This is a genomic window from Streptomyces sp. CB02923, assembly GCF_001905005.1.
Lineage (GTDB): Bacteria > Actinomycetota > Actinomycetes > Streptomycetales > Streptomycetaceae > Streptomyces.
This window is the reverse complement of record NZ_LWKZ01000007.1, coordinates 1-22,395: the sequence shown is the minus strand read 5'-3', so window position 1 is coordinate 22,395 and position 22,395 is coordinate 1. Positions and strand designations below refer to the sequence as shown.

Genomic DNA, 22,395 nt, shown 5'->3' with positions numbered 1-22,395 from the left:
CGTTGCGGTGCGGGCGCACGTCACCACGCGTGACCGGGCCTCGGGTGTCCGAATTGTCGGATGGTGGCGGAGGGGCTCCGGCAGCAACCGCGGTGGCACGCCTGCCGGGAGGGAGGGAGATTAAGGCTGTGTGAAATCTACGCTCAGCTGCTCGAACCGCTGCTCGAACCGCTGCTCGAACCGCTGCTCGAACCGCTGCTCGGGCCCGCCGGGAAAAGCGGCGGGGCGCGGCCGCAGACACCGCGCCCCGCCGCCCGCCCGGTCAGCTGCGCAGCGGGCCCTCGCACGAGTAGGACGCGCTTCCGGCCCGGCCGTCGGACCAGACGTCCACGGCCCCGAAGAAGCAGTCCATGTCGGCGAGGTTGTTGGCCGCGGCCCCGGCCCGGTCCAGCAGGAAGTGGTCGACGGTCTCCGACATGTCGGCGAAGACCCGGTCCGCGTCGCGGGCGTCGGAGAGGTTGGCGGTGATCCGGCCGGTGCAGGTGAAGCGGCCCCGGCCGCCCGTCTCACCGCTGCCCGTGCAGGCCGGTGTGAGGGAGGTGGCCGCGGCGAGGGCGGCCCGGACCTCGGACGCCTCGGCGAAGCGCAGTGAGGGGTTGGGGGTGAAGGTGGTGCTGGGTACGTACAGGTCCGCGACCTCGGCGATCCGGGCGTCGAGGAACGCGTCGTACGCCCGCTGGAGCGCGCCGTCCGTGCCCAGCCTGCTCCGCCAGGCGTCGAACCCCTTCGGGTCGTCGGCGCGCTGGTAGCCGTACATCTCCCGGATCAGCGACGGGCGCCGCTGCCACAGGAACTCGAAGAAGGTGCCGGCGTAGTGGTAGAAACGGAAGCCGTCGCCGGAGTACGTGGCGTGCAGCAGCCGGTCGACGCTCATCCGCGGCCCGCCGCCCGCCGTGTCCGCGATGACGCCTTCGACCAGCGACTTGCGCACCCTGACCCCGTCGTCGCGGGTGCCCCCGGCGAAGAACTCGGCGGTGCCCTCGTCCATGGCCGTGGTCAGGTCGCCGGTGTACCAGGGCGCCTCGCCGAAGCTGCCCGGTACGGCCCAGCGGCCGTTGAGGTAGTGGGTGTACTCGTGTCGGAACAGCTCTTCGAGGGTGAGCGAGGAGTCCTGCGGCACGCGCCGCTGGTAGGTGTAGAAGGTCGCGCCGTTCTCGATGTAGACGCCGCCGTTGTCGGTGCCCATGCCGGTCAGCAGCGGGTGCATGATCTCGTACTCGGCGCGCGACGCGTACAGGTGGATGTGCAGCGTGGCGTTGTTGTCGCCGGTCAGCGGCCGGTCGGTGCCGAGCACCCGGAAGAACTGGGCCCTGACCTTCTTGCTCGCGTAGTAGAGCTGGTCGACGGTGGTCCGGTCGAGGGCGGTACGGACCTCGATGGCGCCCCGGTCGTAGGCGTACGTGTGGGGGAAGATCTCGTTCTCGATCTGCTGGACGCAGATGTTGTGCCGCGCGCAGACGCCGTAGTAGTTGAGCCAGCCCGCCACACCGGCCCACGGGGCGCTGCGGCGGCCGAAGTTGCTCTCCGCGACGGTCAGCAGCGTGCCGAGGTCGTCGACGACGGCGGGCTTGAGCGCGTCGATCTGCCCGAAGCGGCCGTACTCGCCCAGAGCGTCACGCACCGCCCAGGCGTTCGGCGTCCCCTTCAGGTGCGTGTGTCCGGAGAAGGCGCGGAAGGCGGCGCGGTACGAGGCGTCGGCGGTCACGGCCGCCCGGAAGGCGGTGTCGTTGTTGCCGGGGTACACGCCGAGGTAGTTGACGGTGAGGGCGGCGAGGGCGGCGCCGCCCCACGTCGGGTCCGTGGCGGTCGGTGTTCCCGGCCCCATGGTGCCCAGCACCCTTTTGACCAACGGCAGTTGATGCTGGCGCAGTCCGGGCGCGCTCGCCGTGGTGAGGGCTTCGCGCAGCGTCTCGGCATTGTGCCGGGTGGGCTCGAAGGTGCGGGGCGCGGTGCCGTACGCGGCGACGGCCGCCCGCATCGCGCCGACCGTGGCCGGGTCCGTCACGTCGATCTCGTCGCGCGAGAAGTCGTGGTAGGCGACGGCGTGCAGGTACGTGAACAGCTCGTACAGGTGCGTGGCGTCGGTGCCGTCGTGGCCCGGCGCGAGCGCGCCGATCCGGCGGGAGACGGTCTGTACGTGCGCCCGCGACATCACGGGGGCGAGCCGTGCGTCCCAGGTCCAGATCAGGCCGCGCAGACAGCCCTCGGCGGTGACGGCCGGATCGGTGAGGAAGTCCGCGAGGGCCTCCGGGGCGAGGCGGGTCAGCGCGTCGAGGGTGCAGGGCGCGGCGGTGCCCGGCCGGCCGGTGGCACCGGACGGGCCCCGTACCAGGTCGCCGGGGACGTGGCCACGGGGGACGAGGCCGTTGCCGGGCGGCAGGTCCCGGGCCGCCGGTTCGGGCGCGTCGGCGAACCGGTCGGCCCGGTCGGTGTCGCGCGCCTCGTGGGCGGGGGCCGCCGCCCGGGGGGCGGCCGACGGCCGGGCGGGCGCCGCGCCGTGGGCGGCCTGGGCCGCGGGGAGGGCGAGGCCCACCGACAGGACGGCGCTGAGCAGGCCCTTGCGCACAGTGCGTAATGGAAACACCGGCTGCTCCTGAGTAGAGGCGTCCAGGGCGCGTACGAACACGCGACGCTGCAACGGGGCTGCTATGCAAGGGAGTTGACGTCACATCAGCCCGCAACGCGCCCCGTAACCTAGTAATGTGACATTGCACTGACAACCCGTCGGATGCACTTTTCGGTCCCTCGGCTGCTCAGTGCCCCCTGGCGTCGCCCCCGTCAGCGCTCCGAGGCCGTACGGGCCGGCGCCGCACCCCGCCTGCCCCGCGCGGACCGCCGCGCGGCCGGTTCCTCCCCGGACCGCGCCCACAGCGACCTGACGTGCCCCAGGTGCCGCGCCATGCACGCCTGCGCCCCCGTGGCGTCCCCCGCCAGCGCCAGGTCCAGCAGTTCCAGGTGCTCCTGCGCCGAAGGCAGCAGCTCACCGCGCTCGTCGAGACCGGTCAGCCCGTAGAGGCGCGACCGCTTGCGCAGGTCGCCGACGGTCTCGACGAGCCGGGCGTTGCCCGAGAGCGCCAGGAGGCCCAGGTGGAAACGGCGGTCCCACTCCAGGTAGCCGATGAGGTCATGGGCTCGCGCGGCGGAGACGATCTCCTCTGCCGGCGGACGCAGCGCGGCCAGCTGGCCCCGGGACGCCATCCGGACCACCCGGCCCACGGTCGGCACCTCGATCAGGGCGCGGATCTCCGCGAACTGGTCGAGGTCGCGCTCGCTCACCTCGGTGACCCGGAAACCCTTGTTGCGCACCGGTTCGACCAGCCCCTCGCGCGTCAGGTCGAGCATCGCTTCCCGTACGGGTGTCGCCGAGATGCCGAACCCGGCGGCGAGCGCGGGGGCGGAGTGCACCGTGCCGGGGCGCAGCTCACCGGCGATCAGCGCGGCGCGCAGGGCGTGCGCGGCCCGGTCACGCAGCCGCTCCTGCCCGGTGATCGGTCCGAGGTGCTTCACATCGCCCCCTGGGTGGGTCCCTCGCGGGGGACTCCGTGCCGGCGTCGGACAGAGGCCCAGCGTACAAGGTGACGCGGCGTCAGGGGGCGGTGGAAGGCGCCGGAGCGCGGCGCTGCGGGCGGGTCAACTCCCCTTCGGAGAGCAGTCGTAGAGAGACCCCACGGAGGCCGAGCGGTCGCCGGATGCGGCCGAGGACGGTTCGCCGCCGTACGCCCGTGGGTCGACCTCCGTGCAGTGCGCGCGCACCCAGGCGCCGATCTTCTCGTTCTCGGAGGCGGGCACCCCGCCGCGGCTGTTCCGGCCCGGTGCGTCGAGCAGCGCGAAGCGCAGCTTGCCCGTGGCGACGAGCCGCCGGTACTCGCCCAGGGTGACCGACGGGACCCGGCCCGAAGCGCCGCCGAGAGGCAGCACGGGCAGGCCCGTCGCGAGGATGCCCCGGGTCCTGGCCCATCCGGGGCCCGACGAAAGGGCGTACTCCGCCGGGCCGTTGTGCTGTTGTACGTAGTCGAGGAGGCGCCGTTCCGCGGGGGACAGATCCGGCCTGCTGCTGGACGCGGAGCGCGGCGCAGGCCCGTCGGACAGCGCGACGTGGCTGAAGGAACCGGGGCCGGCCGGGCCTGCGTGGGCGTCGAACGACGACCCCGCGTACCGGGAGTCCAGGACAGACAGCGACCACACGGCCGGCGCGGCGAGCATGGCGAGGCAGCCCGCGGCGAGACCGAGGACGGCGAGCGGGCGGCGGCGCGCTGTCCTGGCCCGCAGGGCGAGCGCCGTGATGCCGAGCAGCGCCGCCGCCACGATGAGCGGCGGGAGCCACGGCGCGAAGTCCGGCTGGCGGAGCGCAAGGAAAGCCGCCCAGGCGGCCTGAAGCGCGATGGAGACGGGAAGCGCAGCACGGTCCAGGCGGCTGCCGCCGTCCGCGAGGCGGGCACGCCGCAGAGTGACGATCCCGGCCGCGCACAGGGCCGCGAGGGCGGGAGCGAGCGTCGCCACATACGCGGTGTGCGGTACGGGCGTGGCGCTCAGCACCGCCGCCGCGGTCAGCAGCCACGCGCCCCACAGCACGTAACCGGCGCGCGTCCGGTCCGTGCGGGTGCGCTTGCGGCAGCGCAGGAGACCCAGGACGAGACTGATGAGCGCGAGCGGGTAGAGCCAGCCGATCTGCGTCGCCAGGCGGGTGCCGAACAGCTTGTCCCCGGCGTTGTTCCCCGCGTCCGAGCCGGAGATGGTGGCGCCCGGCCCGCCGCGCCGCGCGCCGTCGGCGCTCGTGGACTGCGCGCCGCCGGTGCTGCCGTTGCCGCCGGGCTTCGCGTCGGAGCCCGTGCCCGAAGCCCGGCCGACCGCCGCGCCCGTCTGCGCCGGAGCGCCGTCCGACGTCCCGAGCCGTCCGAAGCCGTTGTAGCCGAAGACCATCGAGAAGGCGCTGTTGTCCGTCGTGCCGTCCACGTACGGGCGTACGTCCTTCGGCGTGAACGTCATCATCAGTACCCAGGACAGCGACACCGCACCCATGACCACTCCGGCGGCCAGCGCGTGTCCCAGCCGCCTGCGCAGGGTGACCGGAGCGGTGACGAGGTAGCCGACGGCGAGGGCGGGGACGATGAGCCACGCCTGCATCATCTTGGCCTGGAACCCCAGCCCTATCCAGACCCCGGCAAGCATCAGCGGACCCAACCGCCCGCTCCGTATGGCCCGTTGGCCTTGGTCCGCCGCCAGTAGCAGGCACATGATGAGGGCTGCGTCGGGGATGGCGTGGCCGAAGAGGGAGGCGGTGACGGGGGTGAGGGTGAGGAGTGCGGCGGCGAGGAGTGCGGTGGCGGGGCCTTGCCAGCGTCGTACGACGCGGTGGAGGACGAGGACGGAGATGACGCCTTCGATGCACTGCGGGAGGGTCAGGGCCCAGTCGTGGAAGCCGAAGAGGCGGGCGGAGAGGGCCTGGGGCCACAGGAAGCCGCCGATTTTGTCGAGGGTGATGGTGGCGGTGGGGTCGTAGGCGGTGAAGAGGAAGGCTTTCCAGCTTTCGGTCATGCTGCGGGCGGCTACGGAGTAGTAGGGGGCGAGGCCGCTGGTGGTGATGTTCCAGGCGTAGAGGAGTGCGGCGAGGGCGGCGATGCCGAGCAGGGCGGGGCGGGACCAGGGGGGCTGGCCTTCGGGGGAGCGCCAGAACTCCCGGCGGCGGCGCGGGCGCCGGTCCGGTGCGGCCCGTAAGAGGGCGGACGTAGTGGTGGAAGTGGCAGGGGAGGAGGAAGAGGCGGCGGACATGGCGAAGATGGGCTCCCTGGTCGCGGGGGGCGCGCGTGATCCGTGTGTCCGTACCGGAGGCCGCTGCGTGGCGTGCCGGGCGAGGGCGGCACCCTCCGGACGCGCACGGGTCCGCCGTGCCCCGTCCGGGCGGGCGGAGGCGTCGTCCGTGCCGATGGTGGCCGCCTGGGGCGGGCCGGACAAGGGAGGCAATTGACCAGCCATTGTCCGGGAGTTGACCGCCCAGCTCAGCGAAGCGGACGGTACCGTTCTTCCGGACAATGCGGGGGCGCCGCCGAATCTTCCGGCGGGCGGGGATGCGACGCGACAGGCCCTACGGCGCGCCGGGGCCCGGCGGCGCGGGCGGCCCGGGGCGGCCGTCCTCCGCCGGTGAGGCGCCGTCCGCCGCGGGGCGCGGGTCCGCCTCCGGCAGGCGGACGGTGAGTTCGGCGACGGCGCCGCCGTCGGGGGCGTTGGAGAAGCGCAGGGCCGTACCGAGGACACGTGCCTGCCCCACGGCGATCGTCAGCCCGAGGCCGTGCCCGCCGCTCTTCTTGCCGTCCCCGGGGCGGCTGCGGAAACGCTGCGGCCCCTCGGCGAGCAGTTCGTCGGGGTAGCCGTCGCCGTGGTCGCGCACCGTGACCACCGGCCCGTCGACGGTCAGGACCACCGGCGGACGGCCGTGCTTGTGCGCGTTGACGACGAGATTGCCCAGGACGCGCTCCAGCCGCCGCTGGTCGGTCTCCACCCGGCAGTCCCGCACCACCCGGACCTCGGCCGTGAGCCCGGAGGCCCGCACCGCGCGCTCGGCCAGCGGCCCGAGCCGGTGCACGTCGAGGTCGGCGCGCTCCACCTCCGCGTCCAGCCGGGAGATCTCCAGCAGGTCCTCGGTCAGGCGGCGCATGGCCCGGACGCGCTCCTGGACCATCTCGGTGGGCCGCCCGGCGGGCAGCAGCTCGGCGGCCGCGTGCAGACCGGTGAGCGGGGTACGCAGCTCATGCGCGACGTCGGCGGTGAACCGCTGCTCGCTGTACAGCTTGCTCTGCAGACTCGCGGCCATCGCGTCGAGCGCGGCGGCCACGGCGGCGGTCTCGTCCCGGGCGTACCCGGGGCACTGCGCGCGGGGGTCGTCCACCCGCGCGTCGAGGTCGCCGTCGCTGATCCGGCGCGCCACCTGCGCGGTGCGGTGCAGGCGCCGGGTGACGCTCCGGGTGGCGTAGAGACCGACGACGAGGGTCAGGGTGATCGCGACGGCCGCCGATCCGATGATGGCCTGGTCCAGCCCGCTGATGACGGCCGCCCGCTGGCCGTAGTCCTGGCCGACGGCCAGGGCCTTGCCGTCGGCCGGTGTCACCGCCCACATCGTCGGGCGCCCGGCACGCTCGCCGAGCTGGGTGCCGCGCTCGCCGCGCCGCGCCATCTCCCGCAGCGCGGGCGGCAGGTCCGGCGGGTCCAGCCGCGCGTCGTGGCCGAGCGGCTCACCGGCGACGTACGTCTCGACCACCCTGTCCAGCCGGTCCAGGGCCGCGTTCCGCGCCTGCTCCTCGGTCTGCCGGCTGACCAGCACATGGACCAGCACGCCGAGCACCGCGGCCAGGAAACAGCACATGACCATGATGAACAGGGCGGCTTTCCAGCGCAGCGTCGCCGTCCAGGACGGCAGGCGCCGCCACCGGTGCGTACGTGCCCCCGGCGTACCGGCACTCACCGAGCGGCCTGCGGGGGCGCGGACGGCGGCGAAGCGGGCACCGGCATCCCCGCGAGCGCCGGTGGCCGGACCCGTCTCTGCCCTGGGAGCGGCCGGGAGCGGGGGAAGTGCACAGTGGTTCCAGTCGGTGGTTACGGGGGCGCGGGGTGGAAGGAAACCCTACGTCGAACATGATGTTGGCTCCCCTCCATTGCGGCAATCCGGCGGTTGCGTAACGAATGCCCATAAGCGGGTGAACAGTGCCGTTACGGCCCGTACCGCACGCGAACCTGCCCCGGGCAGGAAACCCGGGGCAGGTCCGCGCTCGGCCCGCACCTCAGCCGAGGAGGCTCGCCCTGAGGTGGGCGTGGAGCTCTGCCGGAGAGCCCTCCAGCAGGCCGTCGGCGACCTCGATCTCGACCAGCTGCTGGCCGGGTCCGGCGAGGAGGCCCACGTGCTCCGGAGCGGATTCGCCGGATGCGGTGTCGGGGCTCCGGGTGGTGCCCAGGATGGCGCCCGATTCGTCGAGCAGTACCTGAATCGTGGCCATGACTACACGCTCCCGCCGCGCCATTGGAAGGTGACGGTCAGGGGTCCTGCATTACGGACCCGTGCCCGGTAGGAAAGGTAATGGTTGCCGTCCAGTACTTCAGCGATCTCGATGGTGTACAGGAGCCCGTTGGGATTGAGCGGACGGGCCTGAATCAATTGCGGGCCGACATCTCCGTTGCCGCCCCAGTAGAAACCCCAGTCCTGTGTGGCACCCGGTGCGATGGTGCCACCTCCGGAGGTCCACGCCATGCTGTTCTCCTCGCTCATAGAACTCGTGCTCGGTTTTCCCGGCCCCGTGCGTGCGGCGAAGAAGCCCGATGGCAGGGGCGGGAAGGCAAGCGTCTCCGGCGCGCGGCGGCCGGGCAAGAGGAAGGGGGAATTCATCGCGCGATACGCCGGATAAATAGCGCACCCGCGTGGACATCAGGAATGCGGCGGGTTGCCCGACTACGTCCGACGAAGGAATCCTCGACTGCCGCCCGCGACGCAGTTCCACCTGTTGCACGGAATTGGACATGAAGGTTCCGGGCAGGTAGCCGCAGGAATGTGGACATGGGTAATGACCGGGTTCCCTTTCGGTGACGCGACAGGACACCGTCAAATATGGCGACGAGGCACCATCGGGAATCGCGACAGGACATCGTCAGAAATCGCGACAGGGCACCGCCAGGTATACGGAGAGCCGGAGGTTTATCGGTGAATTACCTCCGGAGCCCCATTTCAGGCGCGCCCCGGCCCGGTCCCCGCCGCCGCCGTCACCAGCGTCACGGCGGCATCGCGGGCGCGCAGGGCCGCGTCCGGATCGCCGCCGATCGTGGCTGTCGTGATGGCGCCGTCGAGCAGCAGCACCAGCTGGTCGGCCAGCGCGGGGCCGCCGGAGGGCAGCTCCCGTACGAGGCCGGCGACGTACGTGCGGACGGCGTCCTTGTGGTCGCGTGCGGCGCGGACCACGCCCTCCGAGACGGCGCCCAGCTCGCCGAAGGCGTTGATGAAGGCGCAGCCCCGGAAGCCCGGCGTGGTGAACCAGGTGTGCAGCCAGTCGAAGACGGCCGCCGGTGCGTCGGCGGGTGTGGCGGCGTGCTCCTTCACGTAGGCGGCCAGGGCCGCGCGCCAGCCCTCGTCGCGGTGCCGGAGGTACGCCTCCACCAGCTCGTGCTTGGAGGGGAAGGACCGGTACAGCCGCTTCAGGGACACGCCGGACGCGGCGCGGATCTCGTCCATGCCCACGGCTTGGATGCCGCGTGCGTAGAACAGTTCCTCGGCGGCGCCGAGCAGCCGTACCCGGGCTTCTTCCTGGTGCACAAGGGCCCCCGCTTTCACTGAGAACGATCGTTCTCTAGAGTAGCGGACAGCGCAGAGAACGCCCGTTCTCCGTGTGGTTCCTCCTGCAAGGAGTCCGTCATGACCCCACGCCCCCCGCTCCCGCCGTTCGACCGGGAGAGCGCACTGAAGAAGGTCCAGGCCGCCGAGGACGCCTGGAACACCCGCGACCCCGAGCACGTCGCGCTCGCCTACACCGAGGACACGGTCTGGCGGAACCGGGACACGTTCCTCACCGGCCGCGCCGAGATCACCGCCTTCCTCCGCGAGAAGTGGGCACGGGAGCTCGACTACGCCCTGCGCAAGGAGCTGTGGTCCTTCCAGGACGACCGGATCGCGGTGCGGTTCCAGTACGAGTTCCACGACGCCACCGGGCAGTGGTGGCGCGCCTACGGCAACGAGCTGTGGGAGTTCACCGGCGGGGGACTGATGCGGCGCCGGGAGGCGAGCATCAACGACGTATGGATCAGCGCGGCGGAGCGGCGCATCTCCGGCCCGCGGCCGGCCGGGGACCGGACCTTGATCCCGGTCTGGTGACCCGAGCCCTCGCGGGGCCCGGTGCCGCGAAGGCCTGAGCTGCCGCGGGGCCCGGCGCCGCGACGCACTCCGCCCCGCCGGGGGCCCGGCGGGGCGGAGTGCGGTGGTCCGGCGCGCCCGCCGGTGACGGCGGGCGCGCCGGAGACCGGCGTCAGCCGACGCTTACTTCACGTTGATCGCGGTCCACGCGGCCGCGACCGTCTTGTACTCGGTGCTGTTGGCGCCGTACAGGTCGGCGGTGGCCTTCAGCGTGCCGGTGCGGGCGCCCGCGTACTTCGTGGTGGAGGTGAAGTACGTGGTCAGCGCGCGGTACCAGATCTTCTCGGCCTTGTCGCGGCCGATGCCGGTGACCTTCGAGTTGTCGTAGGTCGGGCTGTTGTAGGTCACGCCGTTGATCGTCTTCGTGCCGCTGCCCTCGGACAGCAGGTAGAAGAAGTGGTTGGCCGGACCCGAGGAGTAGTGCACGTCGACGCCGCCCAGCGACGAGGACCAGTAGTCCTTGGACGCGCCGTCCTTGGAGGGCTTGTCCATGTAGCGCAGCGGCGTGCCGTCACCGTTGATGTTGATCTTCTCGCCGATGAGGTAGTCGCCCTTGTCGGCCGCGTTGTTGGCGTAGAACTCGGTCGCCGTGCCGAAGATGTCGGACGTGGCCTCGTTCAGGCCGCCGGACTCGCCGCTGTAGTTGAGCTTCGCGGTGGCGGCGGTGACGCCGTGGCTCATCTCGTGGGCGGCCACGTCCAGCGCGGTCAGCGGGTTGGCGTTGTTCTGGCCGTCGCCGTACGTCATGCAGAAGCAGGAGTCCTGCCAGAAGGCGTTGACGTAGCTGTTGCCGTAGTGGACGCGGGAGTAGGCGCCCTTGCCGTCGTTGCGGATGCCGTTGCGGCCCAGCACGTTCTTGTAGAAGTCCCAGGTGACCGCCGCGCCGTAGTGCGCGTCGACGGCCGCGGTCTGGCGGCCGCCGCCCCACTTGTCGTCGGCGTCGGTGAAGAGCGTGCCGGTGCCGGACGTGCCCTGGCGCAGGTCGTACGTCTTGTGGCCGCCCCGGGCACCGTCGGTGAGGTTGTAGGTGCTGCCGCTCTTGGTGGTGGTGAGCGGAACGGTGCCGCTGTACGAGCTGGTGCCCGTACCGGTCTCGATCGTCTCGTCCTGGAAGAGCGTGGCCCCGGTCTTCGCGTCGGTGACCACGTGCAGCTCGCTGGGCGTGCCGTCCTTCTGGACGCCGGTGACCACGGTCTCGTAGGCCAGCACGGGCTTGCCGGAAGCGGCCCAGATCACCTTCTTCGGCGCGGCCTGGGCCTGCGTCTTGGCGTTCTTCTCGGCGGCGGACGCGGACAGCGCGCTCTTCTTGGCGGCTGCCGCGGGCTGCGCGGCGTCGGTCGTGGCCACGGCTATCTTGGCCTCGGTCGCCTTGGTGACCGAACGGGCGCCGCTCTTCTTCTCGTGTACGACCAGGTCCCCGCCGAGGACCGGCAGGCCCTCGTAGGTGCGCTCGTAGCGCGTGTGCACCGTGCCGTCCGCGTCCTTGATGACGTCGCGGACGATCAGCTTCTCCTGGCCGCCGAGGCCGATCTTCTGCGCGGTGACGGCGGCGTCCGCCTGCGCGCCCTTGATCGCGGTCACGCGCTGCTGGGCGGACAGCGCGACGGCGCTGGCGCCGGTCGCGGCGTCGGGCTGGGCGGTCGCCGATCCGGCCTGGACGGCGACCGCGACCATCGCGGCGGAGGCGACCAGGGCGGCGGTACGGAGGGTGTACTTGCGGGGGGTGGAGGTCATGCGTCTCAACTCAGTCTCCTAGCGCGGGCCGTATGGGTGCCGGCCCGAATGAGGGGGAGGGCGGGCCCTGTCGGGCCGCCCGGTGGTGCAGGAGTGAATCGAGAGGAGAGTGCCATCACCCGACCCTGTTTGTCAGGTCTTCAACAAGGATTTCACAGGTGGTTTGACGAAATGCGGTCGTTTGTCGGCGATATATGGTCGGTCGGCGACCGGTTTTGTGAACGTCCTGTTGCGTGAAACCCGGTGCCGACGGCCCGCGAAGGCCGCCCGCCGGAGCCGCCGCCGCACGGCATGCCGGAGGCCCGGCGCCGCCATCGGGCGCCGGGCCTCCGTACCGCTACGGGAACGCTGCCTCAGGGACGGGAATCCTGCCTCATGAGGACGCGGGAACGCTGCCTCAGGAGGTGGGCAGCTTCGCCGACCAGGCCGTCACGGACAGCGTGCCGTTGTCCACCTCCTGGTCGAACGGGAGCACGTTGTGCGCGTTGCCGCCGCTCGGCGAGACCTGGAGGTACTTGGCGTGCGCGGTGTTCGCGCCGGTGTGCGTCCACACCAGGTCGGCGTAGGCGCTCTTGCCCGGCGCGAGCGTGACCCGGTGGACGCCCGGGTCCTTGGCGAAGTACGTGTCACCGTGCCGCGCCTGGGTCTTGAGCGCCGTGTGCCCGGCACCCTCCAGCGCCAGGCCCGGGTAGCCGGATATCGCGCAGGTGCTCTTGCCGGTGTTCTCCACCCGCAGGTAGGTGCCCGCGTGGTTCATCCCGGCCTGGCTCCCGCCCGCGTCCGTCGTGGTGACCTTCAGCGTCCCCGGCTGGCACGCTCCGGCACCGGCCGTCCCGGCACCGGCCGCGGAGGCGACTCCCGCGCTCGCGCCGGCGGCCAGAGCGGCGGCAGCGGCAATGGCGGCAGCGGTACGCAGACCACGCATGGTCGATCAACTCCCTCTTCCCCGGCATCCCGGGGGCACGATCGTGATGCACCCACCCGCCTGCCCCGTACACGTAACGCGACACGTGTCCCGGTACGGGACGGGCCGGTACGGCCATCCTTGTTCCGTGCGCCCCATCCTGCGCCAGGGCGTTGGTGATCGGCTAACACGCGGCTAACGCCGTGGACCGGTACTGCCATGGACCGGTACCGCCGTACTGCTGCCGTCCCCGGTCAGTTCATGGTCGACCCGATGGGGGCGTTCCCGGTGGTCAGGAAGGTGGTCACCGGCAGCGAGCCGTCCGCTCGGCGCGGTCCGTACGCGGTACGCGCGTCGGTGGACCGGAACGCGGGCGTCGCCACGCCGCTGTCCCAGTTGTTCCCGGCCGACACGGCGGAGGAGCCCACCTTGGCGGGCCGGTCGCCGTTGGCGGCGGCCAGGTTCTTCGACAGCCGCGCCCTGCCCGTGGCGAAGGAGAAGCCCGCCTTCTCGTTGGCGTACGCGGTGTTGCGCCGGAGCGCGGTGGCGCCGGGGTTGCTGTTCTCGGTGAAGCCGTGGAGGGCGTTGTCCCAGGCCGCGTTGTTGGTCACGGTGTGCGCCGCGACCGTACCGCCGCCGCCCAGTTTGAAGCCGTTGCCGTTGCCTTCGAAGGCGGGGTCGTGCCAGCGGTTCCTGCCGTTGCCGTAGGCCCAGGTGTGCTCGATGGTGACCGGACCGGCGAACTTCCACAGGTCCAGCCCGTCGTCGGCGTTGCCGGACAGCCGCGCCCCCGTGATCCGGTTCCCCTGGCCCGAACCGAACTTGACGGCGATGCCGTCGGCGTTCTGGCCGTGCGTGGCGGGGTCGAAGTTGCCGTGGCTGTCCAGGTTCTGCACGAGGTTGTGGCGGGTGCCCTCGCCGCGCAGGGTGAAGCCCGTGTTGCCGTTGTCGGCGGTGACGAGGTTCTTGAAGACGCCGCCGGTGGAGGAGGTGGCGACGAAGCCGTGCGCGGGCGACTTCCGGAAGGTGAGGTTCTCCACGGTCCAGTAGTCACCCGAAATTCCGGCCAGCCAGGCCCCGGCGGGCAGCTTCGAACCGTCGATCCGCACCTTCTCGCCGCCGTACGCGGCGAGGGTGATACGGGCCGTGGGCGTGCCGTCGGCGGAACTCTTGAGGCTGTGTGTCGGCCAGTACGTACCGCCGCGCACCTGGATGGTGGTGCCGGCCTCGGCGTGTGCGACGGCGTCCTGAAGCGCCGCGGTGGACGAGACGACCACGGTCCGGGAGGCCGCCCCGGCCGTACCGGGGGCGAGTGCCAGCCAGGAACCTCCGCCACCGGCGGTCACGGCGACGGCGGTGGCGATGGTCAGATTGCGGGTTCTGCGGGTTCTGCGGTTTCTGCGGTTTCTGCCGGTTCTGCCGGTTCTGCCGGTTCTGCCGGTTCTGCGGTGGTGACCGGTGCTGCTGCTCACGGCGGTTGGTCCTTTCGTGGGGGACGACACGGTGGCGGGCCGGGCCGGGGCTTCCCGCCCGGCCGCACACTTCCTTGTCACCGCCGCGCGCGGAAAGGTTGCCGCCGGGGCGTCGTGTTGTCGTCGCACATTGAGACAGCGGGATTACACCTGTCGATTCTCCGTTCCGAGGATTCGCTGCCACGCAAAGATCCGGCGTCTCCCGCTCCGCGAATAACTACCATGATGCCGCGCCAAACTCGCTCTTTTGGTGACGCCTCGGTGTCTTGCCGACGCTGCTGCCGCACCAATTTAATTGCTGCAGAACGTCAGCCACCCCCGCAGTAGGAGACTTCGAATGAAGCGCATTCCCCGCATCCTCACCGGTCTGGGTATCGCGACGGCGGTCGCTCTCGGTGCGACCACTCCCGCCCTCAGCACGACGGGCTTCTTCCTGTACACCGCGCCCACGGGCCTCCAGGAGCAGCTCGACAACCCGCGGAGCAATACCTGCCACTCGATCGAGGGGAACGGACGGGCGTACAACGGCACCAACAAGGTCGTCGCTCTTTACGCGATGAGGGACGACTGCGAGGGGACCGCGACCCAGTTCCTGAAGCCGCGTCAGCATGGCCCGGACGTCGAATTCAAGAGCGTGGAATTCATCCGGTAGCCGTTCTGGCTGCTGCAGCTGCTCCGGCCGCTGTGGCCGTTCTGGTCGCTCCAGCAGCCTGATCAGCCGCGCCCCGGTCCCGCTCCGCGCCCTCCACCACCTCTCGGGTGGGCGCACGGGCGGGGCTGGACGCGGCGCGCGGGCGAGGAAGGGCGTTACGGGTCCAACGGGCACGTCAGAGCGTGCCCGTACCGAAAGAAGGAGGTGGTGCAGTGGTGCACCGGCGGTGGAACGCCCTCGCGGTAGTCGTCGCGTCCTTCCTGCTCACCGTGGTGACAGCGCCACCTGCCGGAACGACGACCGGGTTCTTCGAATACACCGAACCCGGCCCCGTCCACACCATCAGAGATTTCACGGCGAACGGCTGCCATACGTATCTACGGGCATCGGGGCGCGTATGGAACAACACCAGCGCCCCGGCGGAACTCTACGCGGCGGACAATTGCTCCGGAATCCCCCTGCGCAAACTGAATACCGGTCAGCACGCGCAGGCGACTTTCGGCAGCGTCTACTTCCGCGGACGTCCGCAGCCAGGATATTTCCGGTACAGAGAAGCCGGGAACAAGAAATCGCTGCGCAACCCCCGTAGCAATACCTGTATCACTCTGCAAAGCGACGGGTTCGTGTACAACGCGACGAACAAGACGGTCGAGATCTGGACCGGTGAAGAGGCCTGCCAAGGGACCGCAGATCATTTCCTCCGGAAGCAGGAGCACGCCGATGCGTTGTCTTTCGAGAGCGTGCAGTTCATCCGGTAGCCGGTGCTCGGTGCCCGATGGCGGGTGGCCGGTAGCGGCTTTTGGCGATGGTCTGCCGATGCCGATGCCGATGCCGATGCCGCTATGGCAGTAGGCGCCCTATGGGAGCCGATGTCGCTGGGGTCCGTGACCGGGGCGCTGGGCCGCACGGGCGGCCGGGATGGATACTGATCTTCATGCGTATCGACTTCGACCCCGAACAGTTCGACCGGCAAGGCTTCTACCGGCTGCTCACGGCGACCGTGGTCCCGCGGCCCATCGCCTGGGTGTCCACCATCTCCGCCGAGGGCGTGGCCAATCTGGCGCCGCACTCGTTCTTCAACATCGCCTGTGTGGCACCGCCCATCCTGCAGTTCTCGGCCGTCGGGCGGAAGGATTCCCTCCGTAACGTCGAGGAGACCGGTCAGTTCGTGGTCAACTTCGCGCCGGAGGAACTCGCCGCGCAGATCAATGAGACGGCGACCGACTTCCCGCCCGGAGTGAGCGAGTTCGACGAGGTCGGGGTGGCCGCCGAGCCGAGCCTGCGGGTGAAGCCGCCGCGGGTCGCCGCCTCGCCGGTGGCCTTCGAATGCGAACTGCACAGCACGATGCGGTTCGGCGACTCCACCGTCGTCTTCGGCCGGGTGGTGCACGCCGCCGTGTCGGAGGAGGTCATGACCGACGGTCACCCGGAGATCCGGAAGATGCGTCCGCTGTCCCGGCTGGGCAAGGACGAGTGGGGGACGCTCGGCGACGTACGGGAGATCTCCCGCATCCGGTACGCGGACTGGCAGGGCCCGGCGGAAGCCTGACGGAAGGCGGCACGTCCGGGGCCGGGGCGGGGACGTACACGGAACGGGACCGGGACCGGGGCGTACGCGGAACGGAACCGGGACCGTAGCCGGAATGGGGCCGGGGCCGGGGCGGACCTGCGGGCCGCCGTCGACCGGAGGCCGGGCCCTGGACGCGACCCCTCCATTCCCGGCCTCGGCGGGCAGCAGGGGAGTAGCCCGTTTCGGCCCCCTCTCCCTGTTGTCCACTTCCGCATCACCCTGACCTCCGAGACTCTTCGGTGACCCGGCCCGCAGGCGTAGCGGGCCACCGGCCACTGGAGATGCGATGACGAGATCGGGCGCCGCCCGCGCTTCCGCAGGACCGTTCAGCCGCCGTACCGCACTGCGTGCCGTCGCGGCGACGGCGGTCGCCACACCTGCCCTGGCGGTCGGCACACCTGCCCTGGCTTACGGAGGCGGCACCGCGGACGCCGCCCGGGACGGCCGGCGGCTGCGCACCATGACGTTCAACCTCCGGTACGCCTCGGACCAGCGGCCCAACTCCTGGCCCGAACGCCGCCCCGTCATGCGGGAGTTGCTGCACCGGGCCGCACCGCACCTGCTCGGTACGCAGGAGGGCCTCTACCACCAACTCCAGGACATCGCGGAAGACCTCGGCGACGACTACGCCTGGCTGGGCACGGGCCGGGCCGGCGGCAGCCGCGACGAGTTCGCGGCCATCTTCTACGACATCCGCCGACTGGCCCCGGTCGAATACGACCACTTCTGGCTCTCCGACACCCCGTATCTGATCGGCTCGGCGACGTGGGGCAACACGGTCATCCGGATGGCGACCTGGGTGCGCTTCCGGGACCTGCGCACCGGCGGTGAGTTCTACGCCCTCAACACCCACCTCGACCACCTCAACCAGTACTCGCGTGAGCGCTCCGCGGCACTGATCACCGACCGGCTGCGCGCGCTGGACCCCGCCCTCCCGCGCATCGTCACCGGCGACTTCAACGTTCCCGCCCACAACAATCCCGTGTACGACACGATGCTCGCCCGGGGCGCGCTCGTGGACAGCTGGGACACGGCCGACTCGCGCAGCACCCTGTACGCCACGTTCCACGGCTACCGGCCGCTGGTACGGGACGGCGAACGGATCGACTGGATCCTCACCTCGCCGTCGGTCCGGACCCACCGTGCCGTGATCGACACGTTCTCCCGGCACGGACAGTTTCCCAGCGACCACCTGCCGGTACGCGCGCTGCTGGAACTGCCCGAGGCCCCTAAGGCCCCCTAGGCACCCAGCACCTAAGGGCTAAGCGCCACCGCCACTACCACCGCCGCTGCCCCGTACCCGGAGCCCGGCCAGCAGGTCGTGCGTCGCGGCTGCCACCGCGTCCACGGCCTGCTCGAACACCTCACGGTTGTGCGCGGCAGGCGCGCGGAATCCGGAGACCTTGCGGACGTACTGGAGGGCCGCGGCCCGGATGTCGTCCTCGGTCACATCTGGCGTGGCAGGCGGTCGGAGCGTCTTGATACTGCGGCACATACCTTCAGTGTGCCTCGCATCCCCTGATGGAATACCGGTATGAAAGATCAGACTCTGGGATCCGCCGTCCGTGACCGCCTGGCCACCGAGCGGATCGCCTGGCTGTGCACGCTGCGCCCGGACGGCTCCCCGCACGTCACACCCGTCTGGTTCGTCTTCGTGCGCGACACCTGGTGGATCGGCGCGGAACGTACCTCGGTGAAGCTCCGCAACGTCGAGAACGATGCGCGCGTCTCGCTGGCCCTGGAGGGCGGGGAGGCCCCGGTCGTCGCGGAAGGACGCGCCAAGGTATGGCACGTGCCGCCGGACGGCAGCCCGCAGCCCGCTGCCGGGCAGCCCGCGGCCGGCGCCGCGGGACCCGGCAGCGCCGCCGTACCGCCCGACGTCGCCGCCGCCTTCATCGCGAAGTACGACTGGGACGCGACCGCCTCACCCCCGTCGGCGCGGGGCCGGGTGCTCTTCGAGGTGCCGGTCGGCCGCTGGCTGCTGGCGGGCACGGCCCAGTAGGGCCCCCGCCCTGCCCCGGTCCGCTCCCGCTCCCGCCCCCGCTCGGGGGCCTGCCGCCGTCCGGGGCTTACTCCAGTCCGGTGACCCGCAGCGTGATGTTGAGGCGCCCGCTCGTCAGGCCCGTCGCGGGGTCGCCGGTCCCCGGGCGTACCTTCGTCACCCCGTGGTAGGCGAACCGCGACGGCCCGCCGAAGACGAACAGATCGCCGGAGGCCAGCTCGACGTCGGTGTAGGGGCGGCTGCGCGTCTCGGTGTTCCCGAAGCGGAAGACGCAGGTGTCGCCGATGCTGAGCGAGACCACCGGGGCGCCGGACCGTTCGTCCTTGTCCTGGTGCATTCCCATCGTGGCCCGGCCGTCGTAGAAATTGACCAGAGCGGTGTCCGGCGTGTACCCGTCTGCCGCGGCCGGGTCCTCGTACGCGTCGGCCAGCGCCGCCCGCCCCAGCTCCACCAGCCAGTCGGGGAACGCGGCGACGCGGGCCCCGTTGACGTCATCGGCGGTGCGTCTGTACGTGTACGGCTGCCAGTGCCAGCCGAGGCATACCGTCTGTACGGACATGACGCCGCCGCGCGGCAGCCGGGTGTGCCGGATCGGGACCGGCCCCCGCGCCCAGCCGCGGCAGGCGGCCACCAGTTCCCGCTGCCGCTCCGGGGACAGCCAGCCGGGCACATGCACCGCGCCCGGCGCGGGCCGGGTCCGCGGGCGCTCCGTACCGCCGAAGCCTGGCAGGGGCATGTTCACAGCAACCTCACTCCCGGCTACTCGGCAGGCTCCGCGATCAGCGCGGTGGCGACCCGCCGGAAGCCGAGCCGCTCGTAGATCCGTGCGACGTCGTCGTTGTTCGCCGACAGGAACACGGTACGGACACCTCGCTCACGGGCGTCGGCCACCAGCGCCGCGGTCACCGCGAGGCCCAGGCCGCGGCGGCGGGCGCTGGGCAGCGTTCCCACGCCGACGATCTCGCTGACCGTACCGACCGGCTGATGCTGCCCGGCGCACAGTGCCGCGCCGTCCTCCTCCGCCACTGCCACCGCGGTGTACCCGTTCCGTATCCGCTCCGCCACGTGGGCCACCGCCCCGTCCTCGACGAGCTGCCCGACCGCCTCCGCCAGTTCCCCGGCCCCCGCCGCACCGACCTGGGTGTCGGGCTGGCCGAACGCGACATGCGGCACGGCGACGGCGTACGGCAACGCCGGGTCACCGTCCTCCAGCATCCGGACCCGCACCGCCGACCCATCGCCCGCCACAGCTCCTGCTCCAGATCCGGCACCGGCTTCTGCCCCGACACCGGCCCCGGCTCCTGCCGCCGCTCCTGCCCCCGCTCCGTCCCCCTGCGCCGGGCCCTCGTCCAGATCCAGGGCGAGCAGCGGGTGCGCATGCACCACCAGCCCCGATTCCTCCGCCGCTGCCCGCAGGCGCGGCGTTATCTCGGACACCCATTCGAAGTTCTCAGGCAGGTCCAGCTCCCGCTGCCGGGCGCGCACCCGTGCCACCTCTGCCGCGCTCACCGCATCACCCGTCCATCCCCGGGCGGGGCGCGCGTAGTACGGCCAGCCCCGGCCTTCGCGTGCGAAGAGGGTCAGCGACCCGAAATCCTCGGCACGGGCGGCACTGCGCGGAACGGCGTCGTAGTACTCCTCGATGCGGTCGAGCAACTGCTCCAGCAGAAGGTCGGCGTGGCGGTTGTTGTCCATCTCAGCAGCGTTCACGTCCGCATATAAGCAGCGGTGCGCCGCTCACCGCCAACGGTTTCCGCCGACGCCCCGCCGCGGCTCCTCTCCTCCACCGGCGTCCGCCTGCGCGGCGGTCTCAGACGACCTCGACGACGGCCCCGCGCACCGCGAGCGTCCATATCTCCAGCAGCCGCGCGTACTCCGCGCGATCCTCATCCGTCCACGACCGGCCACGACGGGCGCGCACGAACCGCCGGATCGCTTCGTTCGCGTCGGCGGCGGACGGGGGCGCACCCGTGGGAGGGGAAGGAGATGGGGGCATGTCGTCCATGCTAGGGGCGGCCACTGACAACGACCCCTCGCCGAAGTGGCCCCGGCCGCCGTGCCGCTGGGCCGGCGTGGCCACGTGCACCGTACATATGCGGCTGACCTGCCATGACCGGTACGCACCCGGCGTGCGGAACCCTGCATATGTGTCCAGACCCACACCCTCCGCCCACCCTTCGTCCACGCGCCGTCCCTTCCGTGCGCCGCTCAGGCGACCCCAACGCTCGCCGCGTCCCCGACCGTTCCGCCACCGCAGCCCCTGGCGGCCTCCGGCGGCCTTCCCGTACCTCCCGGCATCCTTCGGCACCCCCCGCCCGCCCCTCCCTCCCGCGCCGAAGCCGCTCCCCTTCCCCGGCCTGTTAGGCCAACTGGGTAAATCGGGGTAAAACGGGCGTTTCTCCTTTCATATGACCGAACGGCGAGGGTTGAATCGGGAGTGTCAGTCACTCTCAGCACGCCTCAAAGGAGGATGTGGGTATGCGTTCTGTCATGCGTCCGCTCTTCGTCGGCCTCGCGGTGGTGGGCCTGTCCGCCGCCGGTGCCGTCGTGTCCCAGGCCCACGGTCACGACGACGACCTCGTCAACATCAGCAAGTACACCAACGCGCCGAGCTACGCCTCGCACAACTGGGGCAACGGCAACTGGAACTCGGCAGCCCGTTTCGGGGACCTGGCGCAGGACTGATTGCCCCAGCGTCCTGACGGTGGGCACATCCGGCATCCCAACCGGATGTGCCCACCGTCACGCGGAAGGACCGGGCGAGGCGCCTCTCCCGCCTCGCCCGTCGGTCCGCGGCCATCGGCGCCGGCGTCATGATGAACGAAGACACTCCCGAGCGGCAGATCGACCTGCTGCAATCCCGTTTGCAGCAGGCGCAGTTCGAGCTGGCGCAACTTGCCCGCAGGCGTGAGGAACTCGAATCCGCGCTGAAGTACGTGGTCGACAAGGCGGGCGGCGTGGTGACCGTGACCCGGCAGGACCGCGACCGCCTGCGCGCCGTCGCCCGCGTACACATGAGATTCGAGCCCGCCGACGGCAGCTGGCACTACGAACTGCACTGAAACGGTCGGGGCTACAGACGGGGCTACGAACGGGGCTACGGATGGGCCCCCGGACCGGACCATGAACGGGACCCCGCCTTCTTTCAACGGCTCCGAATTGGGTATCACACAGTTATCCCACTCCCACTGTGTGCCTCGGAGCCGCAGATGCAGCATGCCCTGCCCATGCCCGGAGACATAGGTCTCACCCAAATCAGCGGCCATGTCGGCCGCTTGATCCGTATCGGCCAATGGCTGAACGGAAACGGATTCGGCGATTACCAGCACGCCTTCCTCGTGCTCCCCGGCGGAATGCTCCTGGAAGCCGAACCCGGCGGCGCGATCATCCGCCCGCTGTCGGTCTACGACGGCGCGAACGTCCTGTATGTGTGCCCGGAAGGGCTCACGGACGGCCAACGCGACACGATATGCGCCGCGGGGCGCCGCTACGAAGGCGTCCCGTACAGCTTCCTCGACTTCCTGGCCATCGCCGTCCACCGCCTCCGCATCCCCTTTCCGGGGCTGCGGCGCTACGTCGCCGCCACCGGGCACATGATCTGCTCCCAACTCATCGACCAGAGCTATCGCGACGGCGGAATCCGCCTGTTCGACGACGGCCGCTGGCCCGGCTATGTGACACCCATGGCCCTGTACAAACGCCTGGCCCGCTGAGCCTCACGGCTCTCCCTGTGCCGGAGGCGGTGCAACAGGCGCGCTCAGGGCGACGCCGACCCCGCGGTTCGGCCGCGACCGGCTCCAGCCACTGCCGACGGACCGGCCTGGACGTTAGTGGCGCGTTAGTCGTACGGCGGCAAAGCGTCAGCGGCGCTCGGCAGTCTTGTTCTCACGAAGCCGGAACACCACGTGAAGAACAGGGAAGAACATGTCGCACCGCACCGCCTTCCGCCACGCCCGCAAGGCCGCCGCCGCCATGGTGGTCGCTGCCGCCGCGTTCGGACTCACCGCCTGCCAGGACGGCGGTTCCGGCGCCGCGTCCTCCTCGGCCGCCTCGAATGCCCCGCAATCCGTCGCTTCCACGGCCAAGTCGGCCCAGGGCACCGGCCACGGCGTGCCGTCGGGTGCCGCCAAGAAGTCCGGGACGAGCTGCACGAATCAGGTGAATTACGCGGGGGACCC

General features: G+C 71.2%; 23 protein-coding genes and 1 pseudogene. 10 read left to right on the top strand and 14 right to left on the bottom strand.

Translation table 11 applies throughout. From position 1 onward, the window contains the following. Positions 1–262: 262 nt before the first annotated feature. The 7 genes from A6A06_RS10210 to A6A06_RS10180 all read right to left on the bottom strand — a co-directional run bounded on the left by A6A06_RS10210 (position 263) and on the right by A6A06_RS10180 (position 9,289). On the bottom strand, positions 263–2,584 hold the full coding sequence (locus A6A06_RS10210; RefSeq protein ID WP_073760889.1) for a collagenase: 2,322 nt from the start codon (positions 2,582–2,584) through the stop codon (positions 263–265). A gap of 194 nt (positions 2,585–2,778) precedes the next feature. Further along, on the bottom strand, positions 2,779–3,507 hold the full coding sequence (locus A6A06_RS10205; RefSeq protein ID WP_073760888.1) for a GntR family transcriptional regulator: 729 nt from the start codon (positions 3,505–3,507) through the stop codon (positions 2,779–2,781). 123 nt (positions 3,508–3,630) lie between these two features. Next, entirely contained in the window at positions 3,631–5,769 is a 2,139-nt protein-coding gene (locus A6A06_RS10200; RefSeq protein ID WP_073760940.1) for an ArnT family glycosyltransferase, read from the bottom strand. Between the two features lie 313 nt (positions 5,770–6,082). Further along, entirely contained in the window at positions 6,083–7,456 is a 1,374-nt protein-coding gene (locus tag A6A06_RS10195) for a sensor histidine kinase (RefSeq protein WP_073760887.1), read from the bottom strand. 316 nt (positions 7,457–7,772) lie between these two features. Continuing rightward, complete coding sequence (locus A6A06_RS10190) at positions 7,773–7,985, bottom strand: hypothetical protein (RefSeq protein WP_073760886.1); 213 nt, start codon at positions 7,983–7,985, stop codon at positions 7,773–7,775. A 2-nt stretch (positions 7,986–7,987) separates the two neighbouring features. Next, entirely contained in the window at positions 7,988–8,254 is a 267-nt protein-coding gene (locus tag A6A06_RS10185) for a hypothetical protein (protein ID WP_073760885.1), read from the bottom strand. A gap of 453 nt (positions 8,255–8,707) precedes the next feature. After that, a complete protein-coding gene (locus tag A6A06_RS10180) occupies positions 8,708–9,289 on the bottom strand; it encodes a TetR/AcrR family transcriptional regulator (RefSeq protein ID WP_073760884.1) in 582 nt (193 codons plus the stop codon). 99 nt (positions 9,290–9,388) lie between these two features. On the opposite strand from A6A06_RS10180, the gene A6A06_RS10175 reads away from it, so the two are divergent. Continuing rightward, on the top strand, positions 9,389–9,844 hold the full coding sequence (locus tag A6A06_RS10175) for a nuclear transport factor 2 family protein (RefSeq protein WP_073760883.1): 456 nt from the start codon (positions 9,389–9,391) through the stop codon (positions 9,842–9,844). 162 nt (positions 9,845–10,006) lie between these two features. Here the strand turns inward: A6A06_RS10175 and A6A06_RS10170 are convergent, their stop codons facing one another. The 3 genes from A6A06_RS10170 to A6A06_RS10160 form a co-directional block, all read right to left on the bottom strand. Continuing rightward, positions 10,007–11,617 carry a M4 family metallopeptidase gene (locus A6A06_RS10170; protein ID WP_199930793.1) on the bottom strand — a complete coding sequence of 537 codons (1,611 nt, stop codon included), beginning with the start codon at positions 11,615–11,617 and terminating at the stop codon, positions 10,007–10,009. Positions 11,618–12,014: 397 nt separating this feature from the next. Beyond that, positions 12,015–12,542: a DUF4232 domain-containing protein gene (locus A6A06_RS10165; RefSeq protein ID WP_073760881.1), complete on the bottom strand. Its 528-nt coding sequence runs from the start codon at positions 12,540–12,542 to the stop codon at positions 12,015–12,017. Between the two features lie 233 nt (positions 12,543–12,775). Beyond that, on the bottom strand, positions 12,776–13,891 hold the full coding sequence (locus A6A06_RS10160) for a right-handed parallel beta-helix repeat-containing protein (protein ID WP_073760939.1): 1,116 nt from the start codon (positions 13,889–13,891) through the stop codon (positions 12,776–12,778). 439 nt (positions 13,892–14,330) lie between these two features. On the opposite strand from A6A06_RS10160, the gene A6A06_RS10155 reads away from it, so the two are divergent. From A6A06_RS10155 to A6A06_RS10140, 4 genes are all read left to right on the top strand, one after another. After that, positions 14,331–14,645, top strand: coding sequence for a hypothetical protein (locus A6A06_RS10155; protein WP_073760880.1), 315 nt, complete (start codon positions 14,331–14,333; stop codon positions 14,643–14,645). 212 nt (positions 14,646–14,857) lie between these two features. Continuing rightward, positions 14,858–15,403, top strand: a complete 546-nt coding sequence (locus A6A06_RS10150; protein WP_073760879.1) for a hypothetical protein — start codon at positions 14,858–14,860, stop codon at positions 15,401–15,403. 176 nt (positions 15,404–15,579) lie between these two features. After that, positions 15,580–16,194, top strand: coding sequence for a flavin reductase family protein (locus tag A6A06_RS10145; RefSeq protein ID WP_073760878.1), 615 nt, complete (start codon positions 15,580–15,582; stop codon positions 16,192–16,194). A 307-nt stretch (positions 16,195–16,501) separates the two neighbouring features. Beyond that, positions 16,502–17,458 carry an endonuclease/exonuclease/phosphatase family protein gene (locus A6A06_RS10140; protein ID WP_073760877.1) on the top strand — a complete coding sequence of 319 codons (957 nt, stop codon included), beginning with the start codon at positions 16,502–16,504 and terminating at the stop codon, positions 17,456–17,458. An 18-nt stretch (positions 17,459–17,476) separates the two neighbouring features. Here the strand turns inward: A6A06_RS10140 and A6A06_RS10135 are convergent, their stop codons facing one another. Then, positions 17,477–17,710 (bottom strand): DUF2277 domain-containing protein, encoded by a 234-nt coding sequence (locus tag A6A06_RS10135; protein ID WP_073760876.1) that lies wholly within the window; start codon positions 17,708–17,710, stop codon positions 17,477–17,479. Between the two features lie 39 nt (positions 17,711–17,749). Here A6A06_RS10135 and A6A06_RS10130 point away from each other — a divergent pair, with 39 nt between their 5' ends. Then, positions 17,750–18,217 (top strand): pyridoxamine 5'-phosphate oxidase family protein, encoded by a 468-nt coding sequence (locus tag A6A06_RS10130; protein WP_073760875.1) that lies wholly within the window; start codon positions 17,750–17,752, stop codon positions 18,215–18,217. Positions 18,218–18,284: 67 nt separating this feature from the next. Here the strand turns inward: A6A06_RS10130 and A6A06_RS10125 are convergent, their stop codons facing one another. The 3 genes from A6A06_RS10125 to A6A06_RS10115 form a co-directional block, all read right to left on the bottom strand. After that, on the bottom strand, positions 18,285–18,953 hold the full coding sequence (locus tag A6A06_RS10125; RefSeq protein WP_073760938.1) for an alpha-ketoglutarate-dependent dioxygenase AlkB family protein: 669 nt from the start codon (positions 18,951–18,953) through the stop codon (positions 18,285–18,287). Between the two features lie 23 nt (positions 18,954–18,976). Further along, on the bottom strand, positions 18,977–19,927 hold the full coding sequence (locus A6A06_RS10120; protein WP_338015877.1) for a GNAT family N-acetyltransferase: 951 nt from the start codon (positions 19,925–19,927) through the stop codon (positions 18,977–18,979). Positions 19,928–20,027: 100 nt separating this feature from the next. Further along, positions 20,028–20,213, bottom strand: a complete 186-nt coding sequence (locus A6A06_RS10115) for a hypothetical protein (RefSeq protein ID WP_073760937.1) — start codon at positions 20,211–20,213, stop codon at positions 20,028–20,030. A gap of 482 nt (positions 20,214–20,695) precedes the next feature. Here A6A06_RS10115 and A6A06_RS10110 point away from each other — a divergent pair, with 482 nt between their 5' ends. From A6A06_RS10110 to A6A06_RS10095, 4 genes and pseudogenes are all read left to right on the top strand, one after another. Then, positions 20,696–20,902 (top strand): hypothetical protein, encoded by a 207-nt coding sequence (locus A6A06_RS10110; RefSeq protein WP_199930792.1) that lies wholly within the window; start codon positions 20,696–20,698, stop codon positions 20,900–20,902. 128 nt (positions 20,903–21,030) lie between these two features. After that, positions 21,031–21,279: a hypothetical protein gene (locus tag A6A06_RS10105; protein WP_199930791.1), complete on the top strand. Its 249-nt coding sequence runs from the start codon at positions 21,031–21,033 to the stop codon at positions 21,277–21,279. A 147-nt stretch (positions 21,280–21,426) separates the two neighbouring features. Then, positions 21,427–21,930 carry a hypothetical protein gene (locus A6A06_RS10100; protein WP_073760871.1) on the top strand — a complete coding sequence of 168 codons (504 nt, stop codon included), beginning with the start codon at positions 21,427–21,429 and terminating at the stop codon, positions 21,928–21,930. A 211-nt stretch (positions 21,931–22,141) separates the two neighbouring features. Further along, positions 22,142–22,395 (top strand): annotated as a pseudogene (locus A6A06_RS10095) (hypothetical protein); the annotation flags it as partial.